10 protein-coding genes are annotated in these 16,038 nt (G+C 35.7%); 8 read left to right on the top strand and 2 right to left on the bottom strand.

Annotated features, from left to right (window positions below; translation table 11 throughout):
• The first annotated feature begins 2 nt into the window (after positions 1-2).
• The 3 genes from glmM (at position 3) to C7K42_RS01720 (ending at position 2,676) form a co-directional block, all read left to right on the top strand.
• Complete coding sequence (gene glmM, locus C7K42_RS01710; protein ID WP_014124692.1) at positions 3-1,361, top strand: phosphoglucosamine mutase; 1,359 nt, start codon at positions 3-5, stop codon at positions 1,359-1,361.
• Between the two features lie 108 nt (positions 1,362-1,469).
• The gene (locus C7K42_RS01715) at positions 1,470-1,994 is read left to right on the top strand and encodes a DUF308 domain-containing protein (protein WP_014124693.1); all 525 of its coding nucleotides are present in this window, start codon (positions 1,470-1,472) and stop codon (positions 1,992-1,994) included.
• Between the two features lie 187 nt (positions 1,995-2,181).
• Positions 2,182-2,676, top strand: a complete 495-nt coding sequence (locus C7K42_RS01720; protein WP_234976208.1) for a hypothetical protein — start codon at positions 2,182-2,184, stop codon at positions 2,674-2,676.
• A gap of 48 nt (positions 2,677-2,724) precedes the next feature.
• On the opposite strand, the gene C7K42_RS01725 is transcribed toward C7K42_RS01720, so the two are convergent.
• Positions 2,725-3,324 (bottom strand): nitroreductase family protein, encoded by a 600-nt coding sequence (locus C7K42_RS01725; RefSeq protein WP_014124695.1) that lies wholly within the window; start codon positions 3,322-3,324, stop codon positions 2,725-2,727.
• Between the two features lie 185 nt (positions 3,325-3,509).
• Between C7K42_RS01725 and C7K42_RS01730 the strand changes: the two genes are divergently transcribed.
• The 5 genes from C7K42_RS01730 to pheT all read left to right on the top strand — a co-directional run bounded on the left by C7K42_RS01730 (position 3,510) and on the right by pheT (position 14,901).
• On the top strand, positions 3,510-7,067 hold the full coding sequence (locus tag C7K42_RS01730) for a PD-(D/E)XK nuclease family protein (protein WP_103099706.1): 3,558 nt from the start codon (positions 3,510-3,512) through the stop codon (positions 7,065-7,067).
• Positions 7,060-10,737 carry a helicase-exonuclease AddAB subunit AddA gene (addA, locus tag C7K42_RS01735; protein WP_124175382.1) on the top strand — a complete coding sequence of 1,226 codons (3,678 nt, stop codon included), beginning with the start codon at positions 7,060-7,062 and terminating at the stop codon, positions 10,735-10,737. Before C7K42_RS01730 ends, addA begins: the two co-directional genes overlap by 8 nt.
• Positions 10,738-10,800: 63 nt before the next feature.
• The gene (locus C7K42_RS01740) at positions 10,801-11,145 is read left to right on the top strand and encodes a winged helix-turn-helix transcriptional regulator (RefSeq protein WP_200811703.1); all 345 of its coding nucleotides are present in this window, start codon (positions 10,801-10,803) and stop codon (positions 11,143-11,145) included.
• A 290-nt stretch (positions 11,146-11,435) separates the two neighbouring features.
• Entirely contained in the window at positions 11,436-12,479 is a 1,044-nt protein-coding gene (gene pheS, locus C7K42_RS01745; RefSeq protein ID WP_014124699.1) for a phenylalanine--tRNA ligase subunit alpha, read from the top strand.
• 4 nt (positions 12,480-12,483) lie between these two features.
• Complete coding sequence (pheT, locus tag C7K42_RS01750; RefSeq protein WP_124175383.1) at positions 12,484-14,901, top strand: phenylalanine--tRNA ligase subunit beta; 2,418 nt, start codon at positions 12,484-12,486, stop codon at positions 14,899-14,901.
• Positions 14,902-14,954: 53 nt separating this feature from the next.
• Here the strand turns inward: pheT and trpS are convergent, their stop codons facing one another.
• Positions 14,955-15,962 carry a tryptophan--tRNA ligase gene (gene trpS / locus C7K42_RS01755; protein ID WP_014124701.1) on the bottom strand — a complete coding sequence of 336 codons (1,008 nt, stop codon included), beginning with the start codon at positions 15,960-15,962 and terminating at the stop codon, positions 14,955-14,957.
• Between the last annotated feature and the right edge of the window lie 76 nt (positions 15,963-16,038).

The raw sequence follows: 16,038 nt of genomic DNA on the forward strand, positions 1-16,038 counted from the left end.
TTATGGGAAAATATTTTGGGACAGATGGTGTTAGAGGTATTGCAAATAAAGAGCTAACACCTGAATTGGCATTTAAATTAGGACGTTGTGGGGGTTATGTACTAAGTCGTCATGAAGACGAAAAAGAACAACCAAAAGTTTTAGTAGGACGAGATACACGGATGTCAGGTCAGCTATTAGAAAGTGCGCTGATTGCCGGTTTGCTTTCGGTGGGAATTGAAGTCTTTCAGTTGGGCGTGATTTCAACACCCGGAGTTGCTTACTTAACTCGTGTCCAAAAAGCCAGCTCTGGTGTAATGATTTCTGCCTCACATAATCCAGCAGCAGATAATGGGATTAAATTTTTCGGAAATGATGGATTTAAATTGGCAGACGAAAAAGAGCTAGAAATTGAAGCTTTACTTGATTCTGAGGAAGATGATCTTCCACGCCCTTCGGCTGATGGTCTAGGATCTTTAGAAGAATTTCCTGAAGGGATGCTGAAATATTCGCAGTATTTGCAACAAACAATTAAAGACGACTTATCTGGACTTACGGTATGTATAGATGCTGCCAATGGAGCAACTGCGCCTACTGTGAATCGTTTATTTGCTGATTTGGAAACAGATTTTTATACAATAGGTACTTCTCCTAACGGTGTTAATATTAATGATGGTGTAGGTTCTACTCACCCAGAACAACTAGCTGATTTTGTAGTAGAAAAACAAGCCGATGTAGGTATTGCATTTGATGGCGATGGTGATAGAGTCATTGCGGTTGATGAAAATGGGCAGATCGTTGATGGCGATAAAATTATGTACATTTGTGCAAATTATTTAGCGGAAAATGATTTGTTAAAACAAAATACGATTGTAACCACTGTAATGAGTAACTTAGGTTTTCACAAGGCAGTAGAAGCTGCTGGTTTGAATGATGTTGTGACCAAAGTTGGTGATCGTTACGTAGTTGAAGAAATGCGTAAAAATGACTACAATTTTGGTGGCGAACAATCAGGACATATGGTGTTTTTTGATTTGAATACTACGGGTGACGGCATGCTTTCGGGCATTCAATTACTTAACATCATAAAGCAAACGGGTAAAAAGCTTTCTGAATTAGCGGCTAATGTGACGATTTATCCGCAAAAATTAGTTAACATTCGTGTTTCTGACAAATACGGTGCTATGGAAGTTCCAGCAATCAAAAAAATTATTGATGATGTCGAAGCCAAACTTGGAGACGAAGGACGTATTTTAGTTCGGGCCTCTGGTACAGAACCTTTATTACGCATTATGGCAGAAGCGCCAACGGATGAAGAAGTTGATTATTACGTTAACCAAATAGCTGATGTAGTAAGAAATGAAATAGGTTTAGATGAATAAAGGAAAACGATCGATCTAAAAAAAGAGATCGATCGTTTTCCTTTTCTTTGCTAAATAAGATAAACGTGTGTCATAATACTCCTTAGTGAGAAAAGAGGAGGTGAAAAAATGAATGAACGAAAATCTGTTAATTGGGGCGGCTTAATTTTAGGGATACTATTTCTTTTAATTGCGCTATTAGCGTTTAATAATCCAGCTGGAAGTTTGTCAGCTCTTGTCATCTTCTTTGCTATTATTGCGATTATCAATGGAATTTTTAGTATTGTAGTCCGTAACCAGATCAAGAATATGACTGGTTTTCGCGCGACCGCTTTTTTAGTACTAGGTATCATCGAATTGATCCTGGGAATTATTTTATTATTTAACCTTAGCGCAGGTGTTATTGCACTATCCTATGTCTTTGCTGTTTGGTTTATTGCGGATTCTGTTAGAAACTTATTCTTCTTAGATCACGCTCGAACATTTGGTAACGGGCACTACTGGCTAACGCTATTTATAAACATTATTGGAATTATAGTGGGGCTTATGTTATTTTTCGACCCAATCGTTTCGGCACTTACTGTCTCATTTTTAGTTGGTTTATACTTTATATTGATTGGAATATTTTATATTATCAATTCTTTAGACCACTAATTTTGCAAACTATTAAAACCTTTGGACTATCTGCTAGATAAAAAGTTCAGAAGTTTTAGTTTTTTATAGGGGGCTATTTTTTAGTTAAGGACAATCGTTTTTTAGTTTGCTTGCAAAATTTTGAATTGGTGGTTTCTCTTTGTAGATTGTTCTATCTTCTGATAAAATAGAAGGAGTTAGAAGGGTGGTGTTTACTTTGACAGTATTTACCTTATTGTTTGTTGCGTTTACAACGGTTTTATATTTATATTTATTTTTAGTAAAAAAAGAATTGATCTTTACTGCAAAACATCAATCACTCTTTTCAATTTTTCTTCCTATATTACTGGGTATTTTTGCGGGTAGCTTATTTATAACCACAGGAACTTTAGATGAAATAGTAAGAGGAGTTGCAGTTAGTTTAGCAATTATTAGTTATGCTGTTAATGGCAGAGGAATTGCTAGCGATCGATTTGTTATCCATCCTTTAGATAATCGTGGAATCAAATTTGATGAAGTGGATCGAGTTGTTTTATTTCGAGATGAAAAGAAAAATGAGGTCAAGATGAATTTCTTTAAATTTGGTTTACGCGGTCCTTTAATGAAATTTAGTACGCCCATGGATGAACTAGTTAAGTTTTTGTCAAAACATTTAAAAGAAGGGACGCCTATTGATGTTGTAATGGAGTCAAATAATAAATAGTACAGCTTGTTCTCTGGTATGATGCAAGCTGTACTATTTATTATTTGTTTATTGTTTGAATACTTTAAAGCGTTCATCATCTGCTATAAAGTCTTTATTACTGGCTTGTTTCTCGGGTGAGCCAAAAACAAGTTGCGAGCGTAAGCGCCAGTTTGTAGGGATATCCCATTGGTTAGTTACTGCTTCATCAATGACTGGATTATAATGTTGTAAATTGGCCCCCATACCAACTTCTGCTAAAGCTGTCCAAGTATTTGCCGTCGCAATACCGTTTGCTTGTTCAGCCCAAGTAGGAAAATTATCTGCATATAGGCTAAATTGTTCTTGTAATTGCTTGGTGATGTCAGTGTCATTAAAAAACATCACTGTACCAAGTCCTGCTTTAAAACCTGCTAGTTTTTGCTTTGTATTTTCAAAAGCTTCTGCTGGAGTTAATGGTTTTAAAGCCTGTTCCGTTAGTTCCCATAACTTTTCATGAGCGTCACCAAACAAAGTAATAACGCGGGGCTCTTGGGCGTTAAACGCGCTAGGACTTTGTTTTACAGCCTCTTTGATTAATTCTGTAATTTCAAGTTCAGTTAAAGAAATATCGCGTCCTAAGGAATAAATAGAACGACGATTTTTAATCGCATTTAAAAAATTTGACATAAAAAAATTCCACCTTTGGTTTTTTGCTACAAAATAAAGTATACCCTCTTACTAAAAGTTAGTAAATAAAAATGCTTATTTTTGTTATTAAATTTAACTTTACTAATGTGTTACACTGGTCATTGAATATGATAATATGAGTCAATTCCATTGATAATATTAGATAGAAAAGGAGACGGGGCTTTTTGAGTTTACAATTTATAACCGGAGATGGTAGTTGCGACCATGAAAAAGTGGTATTAGATACCGCTTGTGACTGGTTAGCAAATGATCATAATGAAGTCTTTTTTTTAGTCCCTAACTACAATAAATTTGAACGTGAACAAGAAATTTTGTCGCAATTAAAACATAGACAAGAAAAAAAGGATTTTAGTACGATTCGGGGACAAGTTTATAGTTTTAACCGTTTAGCATGGTATTTTTTACAAGATAGTGAAAATATAAATGGACAGACAATTTCGGATACAGGCTCAGCTATGATTATGCGTAAAGTTCTTCTAACTTTAAGCGATAAACTGATTATTTTCCGTGGTGAGATCAATAAGGAAGGTTTTATTGCAAAATTACTTGAACTTTATAAAGAATTTCAACTAGGCAACATTACAATTGATACGCTTGGCTTTCTTCCTAGCAGTCAGGAAACAACTAAGGCTAAAGATTTTGAACTTAAGATGTATGAAATTAGACTGATATTTACCGCTTATGAAAAAGAACTGGCTAAAAGAAACTTACAAGTAGAACAACCGATTTCGATGTTAACTAATTTTTTAGCAGCTAGTGATTTACAGGATACAGCTCAGTTAGAACAAAAGCTTTTTATAGTCACTGGTTTTTCGAATTTTAGTATGCAAGAACAAGAACTTTTAAAAGTCTTATTTGGTAAAAGTCATGTGTGTATTGATCTGTATGTTGACTCTGTGCATACAGATAGTGACGCCTTAGATTTATTTTTTGATCCAAAACAAACTTACCATCTTTTAAAAAACTTTGCGCAAAATCAACAAAGCCATGTCTTATTTGATAAAAAGGCCCCTCTTTTAAATAATGTATCTACTAGTTACTTAGAGTTAGAACGCTGTTTCAGACAGACGAATCACGGAAGATATGAACAAGCAGGTGCTCTGAGTGATCATGTGGAAATTTGGAAAGCCGAGAACCCAGAAGAAGAGTTAAGACAAGTAGCAACAGAAATTCGACGATTAGTTTCTCTTTCATTTACTAAAGGGAATAAGCCACTTTATTATCGAGATATTCAGCTATTAACTTTGAATCCGGAACTATATTATTCTTTCATTCCGTCGATTTTTGAAGAATTAGATATTCCTTTTTATTTAGATGAAGATCGGCAGATGAAACAACACCCCTTAGTAGAATTTATCCAAGCTTTATTTGCTTTAGATAATTATTATTACCGGACATCTGATGTTTTCCGTTTCTTGCGCACCGAACTATACATACCAAAGCAACTACAAGAAGATACACAAGATTGGCAAAAAGCACGTGATAAATATCGTTGGATAGTTGATATAACGGAAAATCAAGCTTTGGCACATAATTTTCATGGTGCTGACTGGACACGTGAGCAAGACTGGCGTTTATTTAATTTTGATTTTGAAAAAGAAGAACTTATTGATACTGAAAATACAGAAGTACTTACAAATCAGCTTCGTAATAATTTTCGTAATGATATTGTCAGCTTTTTTATCAGTTTAAAAGCTGCAGATACAACGAAAGAAGCAATTATAATCTTTTATCAATTTTTACAAAAAATTGGTGTTGAACAGCAGTTGATCTATTGGCGAGAACAAGAAATTGTATGGGGAAATTTGGAGCAAGCACGTGATCACGAGCAAACATGGGCTTCTTTGATGGACTTATTAGATGAACTTGTAGAAATCTATGGGGAAGATCCTTTTGACTTTGACCTTTTTAAGGAAATATTATCTAGCGGGTTGGAAAATCTTACATTTGGTAAAGTTCCCACGGCTATTGACCAAGTACAAATTAACCCACTAGATTTAACTCGTCCTTTACAAGCAAAAGTGACTTTTGCAATTGGTTTAGACGAAACAAGTTTTCCTCGTACTGTGGAAAATAAAAGTTTAATTTCCACAGAAGAAAGACAACAATTAAACGAAAATTTACAGCCAGGACAATATTTAAAGGATCAAGCAGAAGAAACGATTCGTAAAGAGCCTTTTGTCGCTTATAATATGTTATTGTCAGCTTCTGAAAAATTATATTTAAGCTATCCCAAAAATGCAGATTCCAAGCAAAATATCAAGATGTCTTCTTATCTTGCTCGTATATTAAAGTGGACTGATCTAACGCTGCAAGATCGATGTAGCTTGGATTTAACTTGTGATCCGCATCATTACGTTGGAAGCTATAAGAGCCTAATCCGCCAATTGAACAGCTTATATCGTCAAGCACAAGAGGAAAAAAGCGCTCTTTCCGGGAAATGGCAATCCTTAAAAGACTTACTCTTGATGTCTGATTATCGGTCATTAGCAACTAAAGTATTTGAAAGTCAAGTGCATCGTAATGTTCCAGTGAACCTCTCACCTGAGTTGGCTGAGCAGTTATATGGGAAAAATATTTATAGCTCGATTTCACAAATAGAAACTTTTTATGATTATCAGTATGATTATTTCCTTAAATTCGGTTTGGGGCTAAAAGAAAGAGAAATTTACGGTCTCAATTCTGCGATGACTGGAGAAATCTTCCATGAGGCTTTAGATAACTTTTTAAAGGCTGTTTTTCAAGATGACCTTTCACTGACGCAAATGTCAGAAGAACAGCGACAACTTTTAATCGATCGTGTGTTAAAAAATATATTTGGACAAGAACGTTATGCTTTTATGGAAAAAAATGCTCGTATGAGTTTTATTCGTTATCGTTTAGGCAAAACAGTCCAACATGTTTCCTGGGGGTTAAAAAAACAGGCTGAAAAAACACAATTAACGCCTGTTCAGACTGAAGTCTTATTTGGAGAAATTGCAGGAAACCAAGGGATTCCCGGTTTAGAAATCCCTTTATCTAACGGGGGCAAACTTTATCTAAGAGGAAAAATTGATCGTGTCGACACAACGACTATTGATGGAAAACCTTGGCTTGCGGTGATGGACTATAAATCAAGCGCTCATCAGTTTGATATTACCGATAGTTACTATGGTCTTGCCATGCAACTGCTCACTTATTTAGATATTGCTTTAAAAGATGCTGTTGAACTCATAGGCAAAAAAGATGTAAGTGGTGCTGGTGCTTATTACTTCCATGTTTACGATCCTATTCTGGCCCCTAAAAAAGCTAGTGAAAAGGAACGCTTGAAGCAATACAAGCTTGATGGGCTTTTTGCAGATGACCCGGAAGTGTTTGAAGCTTTTGATGAAACGCTTAATAAGTCCGAACATTCACTAGTATTTCCTATTCAAAAAGATAAAAATGAGCAAATAAAAGGCTCTGTTAGAAGTAAAGAAAAGTTTTATACTATAGAAGAGATGAACACGCTGATGGCACACAATCGCAAGAAGTTAAAAGAAGCGGCTGAAAGAATACTTTCTGGTGAAATTAAAATGAATCCTTCTTATAAGATGAAAGATAAAAGGCGAGCAACACAATATTCTCCGTTTCGTAGTATCTCTTTATTTGATCCGATGTTAGAAGAAAATGACTATCATCGCATTCATTCCTTATCAAAAGAAGAAATTATGGAACGCTTAAAGGAGGAAAAAGATGACTGATATTCCTTTAAAACCAAAAAATGAAACATTTACTGACAAACAATGGCAAGCAGTATTTGACACTGGTGATAATTTACTAATATCTGCTTCAGCAGGTTCAGGAAAAACGACTGTTTTGGTACGTCGCGTGATTGAAAAATTAAAGAGTGGAAGTAATATTGACGAATTATTGATTGTCACCTTTACCGAAGCAGCAGCTAGAGAAATGAAGGAGCGTATTCAAAGTTCTTTACAAGATGCAATTAATAAAGAAAGTCAGCAATCGCGGCGTAATCACTTTGTTAAACAGCTATCTTTACTACCTCGAGCTCATATTTCTACTTTGCATGCTTTTTGTCTAACTGTTATTCGCCGTTTTTACTTTTTGATTGACTTGGATCCAGTATTTCGTATGCTTACTGATGATACGGAGCGGATATTATTAAAAGAAGAGGTTTGGGAAGAGTTACGGGATGAATACTTTGAAGCTTCTGATCAGGAATTTTATCAATTAGCAGAGAATTTTTCTAGTGATCGCTCAGATGATGGATTTACTGATCTGATCATGTCTTTATATAATTTTGCTAGAGCCAATCCTGATTCGACCACTTGGTTAAACCAGCTGGTACAAAGTTATGATACGACACATGGTTTAGCAGGAAATCAGATGTATCAAACCCAAGTTAAGCCGCTTGTTTTAGCTAATTTACAAACGGCTATTGGTCAATTACAAGCAGCTTTGCAAGTAGCTCAAAGTTCGGAATCGATGGAAAAAGCAGTCGTTGTAGTCGCCAATGATTTAGAACAAGCGAATCGTTTATATGCTTACATCAAGGAGGATAATGTAGAACAAGTTTACGCGCAGTTAACAAGCTTTGACTTTAAACGCTATCCAACTTATAAAAAAGAAGAAGAAAAGGAACTATCAAAACAATTCATTAAACCTCGACGTGATCATGCTAAGGAACTCATTAAAGATTCTGAAACATTTTTTGCGCAGCCTCCTGAAAAAATGCTCGAATTAATGGAGCAAGCCAAACCTTTAGTTAAAAAGATGAGCGAAGTAACTTTAAGCTTTATTGATAGATATCAAAAGCGTAAGCAGGCTAAGGGTGTATTAGATTTTAATGATCTTGAACATTATGCCTTAGATATTTTACAAGCTAATGGCGAAGGTAGTGAAGCTTCTTCTTACTATAGAGATCGTTTTGAAGAAGTTCTAGTTGATGAGTACCAAGATACCAATCGCCTGCAAGAAGCTATTTTGTTTTGGATCCGTAAACCAGATCCCGCACAAGGAAACTTATTCATGGTAGGAGATGTGAAGCAATCTATTTATGCCTTTCGCTTGGCTGATCCGACATTATTTGTAGATAAATACTTAGCTTTTGCACAGCAAAATGGTGGCCGAAGAATTATTTTAGCGGAAAACTTTCGTTCTAGAAAGGAAGTACTACACTTTACCAATCTGGTATTTGAGCAATTGATGGATGAAAAGGTAGGTCAGATCCCTTATGATGAAGCAGATCAATTAGTCCCTGGTTTTTCAGATTTTCCCGAAAGTGATGCATTTAATACTGAGTTACTCTTATGTGAAAAAGAAGTTGAGGAAGATCCAACAGTCGTTGACGATAAAACTGAAGGAGAATTATATCTGGTTGCGCTAAAGATCAAAGAACTAGTTGAAAATAAGTTTATGATCTATGATAAACATGCTAAAGAAAAACGGGCTGTTACTTACAATGATATTGTGTTATTGACGCCAACACGCAAAAATAATCTAGTGATTATGGACATATTTAAACAGTTTCAAATTCCTTTGGAAGTCAATGATGCACAAAACTACTTTCAAGCATCAGAAATCCAAATTATGATTTCACTATTAGAAATTATCGATAATCCTTATCAGGATATTCCTTTTGTAGCAGTTCTGCGCTCTCCGATAGTTGGTTTAAATGAAGAAGAGCTAACTAAAATTCGTTTAGCTAAAAAAAATGATGATTATTATAAGGCATTTTTGGCGTATTTGTCAGAAGACGACGAACTTGCTAGTCGTCTGCGAACTTTTAATGAACAATTAGAATTGTGGCGAACACTAGCTAGAAGACGTTCACTTAGTGAATTGATCTGGTCGATTTATCAAGAAACGGCCTATTTAGATTACGTCATTGGCCTTCCTTCAGGTCGACAACGTCATGCCAACTTAGTTGCTTTAGCTCATCGGGCAGAAACTTATGAAAAGAGTAGTTTTAGAGGTTTGTATCAGTTTATCCGTTTTATCGAAAAAATGCAGGAAAAAGATAAGGACTTAGCCGAACCTCTTGCCTTAACTCAAGAAAATGCGGTAAAGGTTATGACGATCCATGCTAGTAAAGGACTCGAATTTCCGGTGGTTTTTCTTTTGGATATGACTAAGCAGTTTAATTATAGTGATTTTTCGACACGCTATATTTTTGAAGAACGTTTAGGAGCAGGTATTCAATATATAGATCAAGCACAAGTTCGCTATGATACTTTGCCGTATCAAGCAATCAAACAGCAAAGAATCCAAAAAATGTTATCAGAGGAAATGCGTAAGTTGTATGTTGCCTTGACCCGAGCAGAACAGAAGCTTTATCTAGTTGGCTCCTACAAAACCAAAGAAGAAGCCTTAAAGAATTGGCAACAAGCGCTAGATCAAGAAAATTTGGTGCTAGATACAGCTTTACGTCTAAAAGGCAAAGGGAACTTAATGGATTGGGTAGGAATGACTTTGATGCGTCATCCAGATATGCAAAAAGTTTTTGCTGAAGCCAAAGATAGTAAAAAAGTACTTGATCATCCAGCTCATTTTGAAATACATTGGGTAAATCAAGCACAACTACAAAAAGAGTTGAATAAGCCTAAAACATCAGTTGCTGAAGATTTTTCATTAAGTAATTCAGAAAAAACTGAAGTAAATGACTTACAGCAACGTTTGGACTTTGTTTATCCATTAGAAAAATCAACCAAAACCACTAGTTATCAGTCCGTTTCTGAAATGAAACGTTTGTATAACGACCCTGATGACCAGCAACTTAATAGAATCTCTTGGCAAAGTAATGTCGAGCAGCAACAAGCACAATATTATCGGTATGTAACAGAAGAATTGGCTAAACCTAAATTTATGCAAGCAGATCGTATTGATCCAACGACTGTAGGCAGTGCGACTCATAGTTTATTACAGTTGATCCCATTAACGACTTTGCCAACATTTGACAGTATACAAGAAAAATTAAAACAGTTAGTAGATAATCATCAAATCGAAAAACAAGTTGCTGAAAAAATTGATTTAACAGCTATTCTGTGGTTTTTCCAAACAGAATTAGGCAAAGAAATTTTAAAAAAACCACAACTTGTCCATCGTGAACAACCATTTTCTATGCTAAAAGATGCTCGTGATGTATTTTTAGACTTTCATGAAGCAGATGCTGAATTATTAATACACGGTATTGTCGACGGTTTTATCGAATATGAGGATTATGTTATTTTATATGACTTTAAAACAGATGCTGTGTATAATGAGACAAGCAGACAACAGTTCATTGCTAAGTATCAAGGGCAATTACGCTTATATTGCCAAGCTTTGGAACAGGCACTAAATAAACCTGTGCAACATACTTTTTTAGTTCTTTTAAATAGTAAAGAAAATATTGAGTTATTTACCGAGTAAAGCAATTTTTGGGAAGAAATCGAATAATTATGTTATAATTTTAAAAAGAGGTGAGGGCTCATGATGGAAACAAGAGAAACAACTTATACACTTTGCCCTAAATTTGAAAAAGCTTTTTCTATTTTGGGGAAAAAGTGGAACGGTCTGATTATAGATGTATTACTTCAAGAAAAATCACAACGATTTGTTGATATGGCACATAAAATTCCTATGTTAAGTGATCGTGTGTTAACAGAACGTTTGAAAGAATTAGAAAATGAAGGAATCGTTAGCAAATCAGACGGACTATACCAATTAACTGATAAGGGCGCAGGCCTTGAAGAGGTGCTAGATTCAGTAAGAAATTGGAGCCAAGATTGGGCAAGCGAAAAAGAATGTAATTTCAAGAATTCAACAAACAGTTATTGATTTCTTCTTTATTATTTAGTAGACTAACAAATAATTAGATAATAAAAAGCGTTAATAGAAAAGAGTAGTTTGGTTGAAACAGTAACAGGGAAAATTGCCACAGACTGAAAGCAATTGCTGGTTTCGAAAAATGAAGTTCACTTCTGTAGCTTGCTTTGATATAAAGCCGGTAATGACTACCGTTAATTAATTAAGTGCGCGATGATTGTTGCGAATTAGGATGGTAACACGAAACCTCGTTCCTTTATGGAATGAGGTCTTTTTTTGTTTAAAAATAAGGAGGGAAATAAATGACTTTAGAAGAACAGCTAGAAAATTTAGAGAAAGAAACAATGGAAAAGATCAGTAATATCTCAGATTTGGATTCTCTCAATGACATTCGAGTAAAAACGCTGGGTAAAAAAGGTCCTATTACTGAAGTATTACGCGGTATGAAAGATTTAACACCTGAGGACCGACCTAAGGTGGGAAGTTTTGCCAATCAGGTAAGGGATCATTTAACACAACAAATTGAAGAAAAAAGAGCTAAGTTGGAAGAAGAAGCGTTAAATCAAGCCTTGGCAGAGGAAAGTATTGATGTTACTTTACCTGGTAAACAGATCCCACAAGGTACAAGACATATTTTAACTAAAATTGTAGAAGAAATTGAAGATATTTTTGTAGGTATGGGCTATCAAATTATTGAAGGACCAGAGGTTGAGCAAGATCATTATAATTTTGAGCGAATGAATATTCCTAAAAATCATCCAGCTCGAGATATGCAAGACACCTTCTATATTTCAGATGAATTATTGATACGCACGCATACTTCTCCTGTACAAGCTAGAACGATGGAAAAACATGATTTTTCTAAAGGGCCACTACGGATGATCTCTCCTGGTAAGGTGTTTCGTCGAGATACAGATGATGCCACACATAGTCATCAATTTCATCAAATCGAAGGACTTGTTGTTGACAAGCATATAACAATGGGGGACTTAAAAGGGACACTAGAAGAACTGATGAAAAAAATGTTTGGTGAAAATCGCGAAGTTCGCTTACGTCCTAGTTACTTTCCTTTTACGGAACCTTCTGTTGAAGCGGATGTTTCTTGTTTCAAATGTGGAGGTAAAGGATGTAGTGTCTGTAAACATTCAGGTTGGATCGAGATTTTAGGATCCGGTATGGTTCACCCTGACGTCTTAGAGATGTCTGGGATTGATCCTAAAGAATATAGCGGTTTTGCTTTTGGTTTGGGTCCTGACCGGATCGCTATGTTGCGTTACGGTGTAGAAGATATTCGTAGCTTTTATTTAAACGATACTCGTTTTATTGATCAGTTCAAGGGGGAATAAGTAAATGTTAGTTTCATATAAGTGGTTAAATGAATTGGTAGATGTGTCTCATGTCACGCCTCAAACTTTAGCCGATAAAATGTCGTTAACCGGTATTGAAGTAGAAGAAATTTCTTATCCATACGAAGGATTAAAAAAGATCGTTGTGGGTTATGTAAAATCTTGTAAATCTCATCCAGATTCTGATCATCTTTCCATCTGCCAAGTAGATGTAGGACAAGAAGACTTGCTACAAATTATTTGCGGCGCGCCTAATATTAAAGCGGGCATTAAAGTAATCGTTGCTTTACCGAGTGCACGAATTGCTGGAAATGAAAAAATAAAAAAAGGTAAAATCCGAGGAGAAATCTCTTATGGGATGATCTGTTCTTTACAAGAGATCGGTTATAGCGAAAGTGTTATACCTAAAGAGTATGCAGATGGAATTTATTATTTACCAGAAGAGGCTGTCGTTGGTGATGAAGTATTTCCTTATTTAGCAATGGATGACGCGATTATTGAATTAGAAATCACACCTAATCGTGCGGATGCCTTGAGTATGAGAGGGGTTGCTTTTGAAACAGCTGCAATTTATTCTGAAAAACCAGTGTTTAAAAAACAAGAGCTAACTGAAACGACTGCTAAAGCAGAAGATCAGATCAAGGTCAAAGTAACAGATGAAAAAGATGCACCTAGTTATCAGATACGTTTGATTGAAAACGTAAAAATTAAGCCGAGTCCCCATTGGTTGCAAAATCGTTTAATGAATATCGGAATTCGTCCTATTAATAATGTAGTGGACGTGACAAACTATATTTTGATGTATTACGGTCAACCATTACACGCATTTGACTATGATCGTTTAGATAGTCAGGAAATTGTCGTACGTCGTGCACAAGAAGATGAAAAACTTATAACTTTAGATGGGGAAACACGCTCGCTTTCTGAGCAAAATATCGTTATTACAAATGGCAAACAACCAGTGGCCCTAGCAGGTGTGATGGGAGGACTTGATTCAGAGATTACGGAAACAACAACGACTGTCGCTCTTGAATCAGCAATGTTTGACGCAGCGGCTGTTCGACATACATCGCAAGAGTTTAATTTACACAGTGAGTCTTCGGCTCGTTTTGAAAAAGGTATCAACGTAGCTACAATTGACGAAGCTTGCGAACAAGCTTGTGCTTTGATCGCTGAACTATCTGACGGAAAGGTACTTCAGGGTAGTGTAAAGGCTAGCCAGGTACAACCGCAAGATAAAGAGGTTATGACAACACTGCAACGTTTGAATGACTATCTGGGAACGGAATTAACAGTAGCTGATGTCAATGATATTTTTGCGGCTTTAGGTTTTGGTTATCAAGAAGATGGGGGAAGCTATACAGTAATCGTTCCGCCGCGTCGCTGGGATATTGCTATTGAAGCAGATATTGTAGAAGAAGTTGCCCGCATTTATGGATATAATAACTTACCATCAACTTTACCTAGCGGCGAAACCGTTGCAGGTAGCTTGACAAACGATCAGTTGAAAACACGCAGGATACGTACACTTCTTGAATCAGCGGGTCTAAGTGAAGCGATTAGTTATGCATTAACATCTGAAAAAAAATCACTGCAATTTACCAATACAAGCTCAAAGCTTACTCATTTAGATTGGCCGATGACATCTGATCGTACGGTCCTTCGTTTGAATTTGATCACTGGACTCCTAGATGATATTTCTTACAATGTTGCTCGTAGAAATGAACAAGTGGCATTATATGAAATTGGACGTGTTTTCTATCAAACAGATGATCCTAAAGCAAATTTGCCTCAAGAAAAAAATCATGTTGCTTTTGCTTTATCTGGAAAGTGGACAAGTCGTGATTGGCAAAGTAAGGAAGAACGGGTTGATTTTTATCAAGCCAAAGGTATTTTAGAAGAGCTGTTTACAGAATTGAATTTAGCGGACAAAATTAGTTATGAAAAAACTACGGCCTTAAAGGAAATGCATCCAGGCAGAACTGCAGAAGTCTTTTTAAATGAACAAAGTATCGGTTTTATAGGGCAAGTACATCCAACGATTACAAAAGCTTATGAAACCCCAGAAACTTATGTTGCTGAATTAGATTTAGACGTCATTTTAAAAACAAAGCCAGAATTTACTTATGTAGCAGTCACAAAATATCCGAAAGTTACACGAGATATTGCGCTAGCTATTGACGAAAGTGTAGCAAATCAAACGATTGTACAAACTATAGAAAAAGCTGCAGGTAAATTCTTGCAAAGAGTTACCTTATTTGATGTTTATCAGGGAGAAAATATCGAAATAGGATATAAGTCAATGGCTTATCGTCTAACTTTTGTAAATCAAGAAGCGACATTAACTGATGAACAAGTTAATAAAGCGATGGAAAAAGTGGAAAAAGCTTTAACTCAACAATTAGCAGCAACAATTCGCTAATAATTAAAAAATAAAAAAAATTCCGAGTAAAATTTTACTCGGAATTTTTTTTATTAGCGGAAATAATTAATTCCCATTGCTGTTTTTACTTCATCTAATGTTTGTGCAGCAACTTTTTCAGCAGATAAACTACCTTCTTTTAAAAGATCCATAACATACTGTGGATCTTGCGCAAAAGCTTCACGACGCTTACGCATGGGTGTTAACTCTTCGTCTAATACGTCAATCAAATAACGTTTGATTTTTACATCACCTAATCCACCATTTTGGTATTGTTTTTTTAATTCTTCTACATAGGCTTTATCTTTTGCAAAAACATCAAGATAAGTAAAGACCATATTTCCTTCAACTTTTCCTGGATCTTGCACATGGATGTGATTAGGATCGGTATACATACTCATCACTTTTTTATCCACAGTATCTTTAGAATCGGCAAGATAGATACCATTATTCAAAGACTTACTCATTTTTCCGTTTCCGTCGATCCCTGGAAGGCGTCCCATACCTTTTTCCGGAAATACGCCCTTAGGATTAATTAAAACCTCTTGATAAGTGGTATTAAAGGAATGAACGATTTCTTGTGTCTGTTCTAACATCGGTTTTTGATCTTCTCCAACGGGAACCAAACTTCCTTTAAAAGCAGTAATATCTGCTGCTTGAGAGACGGGATAGATAAAAAATCCAGTAGGCACGCCTTCACCGAAATTTTTCTGTTCAATTTCTGTTTTTACCGTCGGATTACGCCGCACACGGCCAACGCTAACTAGATTTAAAAAATACATAGTCAATTCAGAAAGTTCAGGGATCTGTGATTGGATAAATAAAGTTGATTTTTTGGGATCCAGTCCAACTGCTAAATAATCCAGGGCAACTTCTAACACATTAGAAGAAACTTTATCAGGTGTTTTAGCATTATCAGTTAATGCTTGGACATCAGCGATCATCACAAATAACTCATTATTTGGATCGTCTTGCATCATTTTACGAGTCTTTAACGAGCCAACATAATGTCCTAAATGCAGTTGGCCTGTTGGACGGTCTCCTGTAAGAATTGTATTCACATTATTCACCTTTTCTAATTGTAGTCTGTAATAATCTTACCTTTTTTTCATAGAAGAAACAATCATTAACTTATAA

Origin of the sequence: Tetragenococcus halophilus subsp. halophilus DSM 20339 (assembly GCF_003841405.1) — a bacterium.
Classification (GTDB): domain Bacteria; phylum Bacillota; class Bacilli; order Lactobacillales; family Enterococcaceae; genus Tetragenococcus; species Tetragenococcus halophilus.

Bases quoted from the DNA above. Each gene is read 5' to 3' on its own strand.
- glmM (WP_014124692.1), top strand. From the start codon at position 3: ATGGGAAAATATTTTGGGACAGATGGTGTTAGAGGTATTGCAAATAAA.
- C7K42_RS01715 (WP_014124693.1), top strand. From the start codon at position 1,470: ATGAATGAACGAAAATCTGTTAATTGGGGCGGCTTAATTTTAGGGATA.
- C7K42_RS01725 (WP_014124695.1), bottom strand. From the start codon at position 3,324: ATGTCAAATTTTTTAAATGCGATTAAAAATCGTCGTTCTATTTATTCC.
- addA (WP_124175382.1), top strand. From the start codon at position 7,060: ATGACTGATATTCCTTTAAAACCAAAAAATGAAACATTTACTGACAAA.
- C7K42_RS01740 (WP_200811703.1), top strand. From the start codon at position 10,801: ATGGAAACAAGAGAAACAACTTATACACTTTGCCCTAAATTTGAAAAA.
- pheS (WP_014124699.1), top strand. From the start codon at position 11,436: ATGACTTTAGAAGAACAGCTAGAAAATTTAGAGAAAGAAACAATGGAA.
- pheT (WP_124175383.1), top strand. From the start codon at position 12,484: ATGTTAGTTTCATATAAGTGGTTAAATGAATTGGTAGATGTGTCTCAT.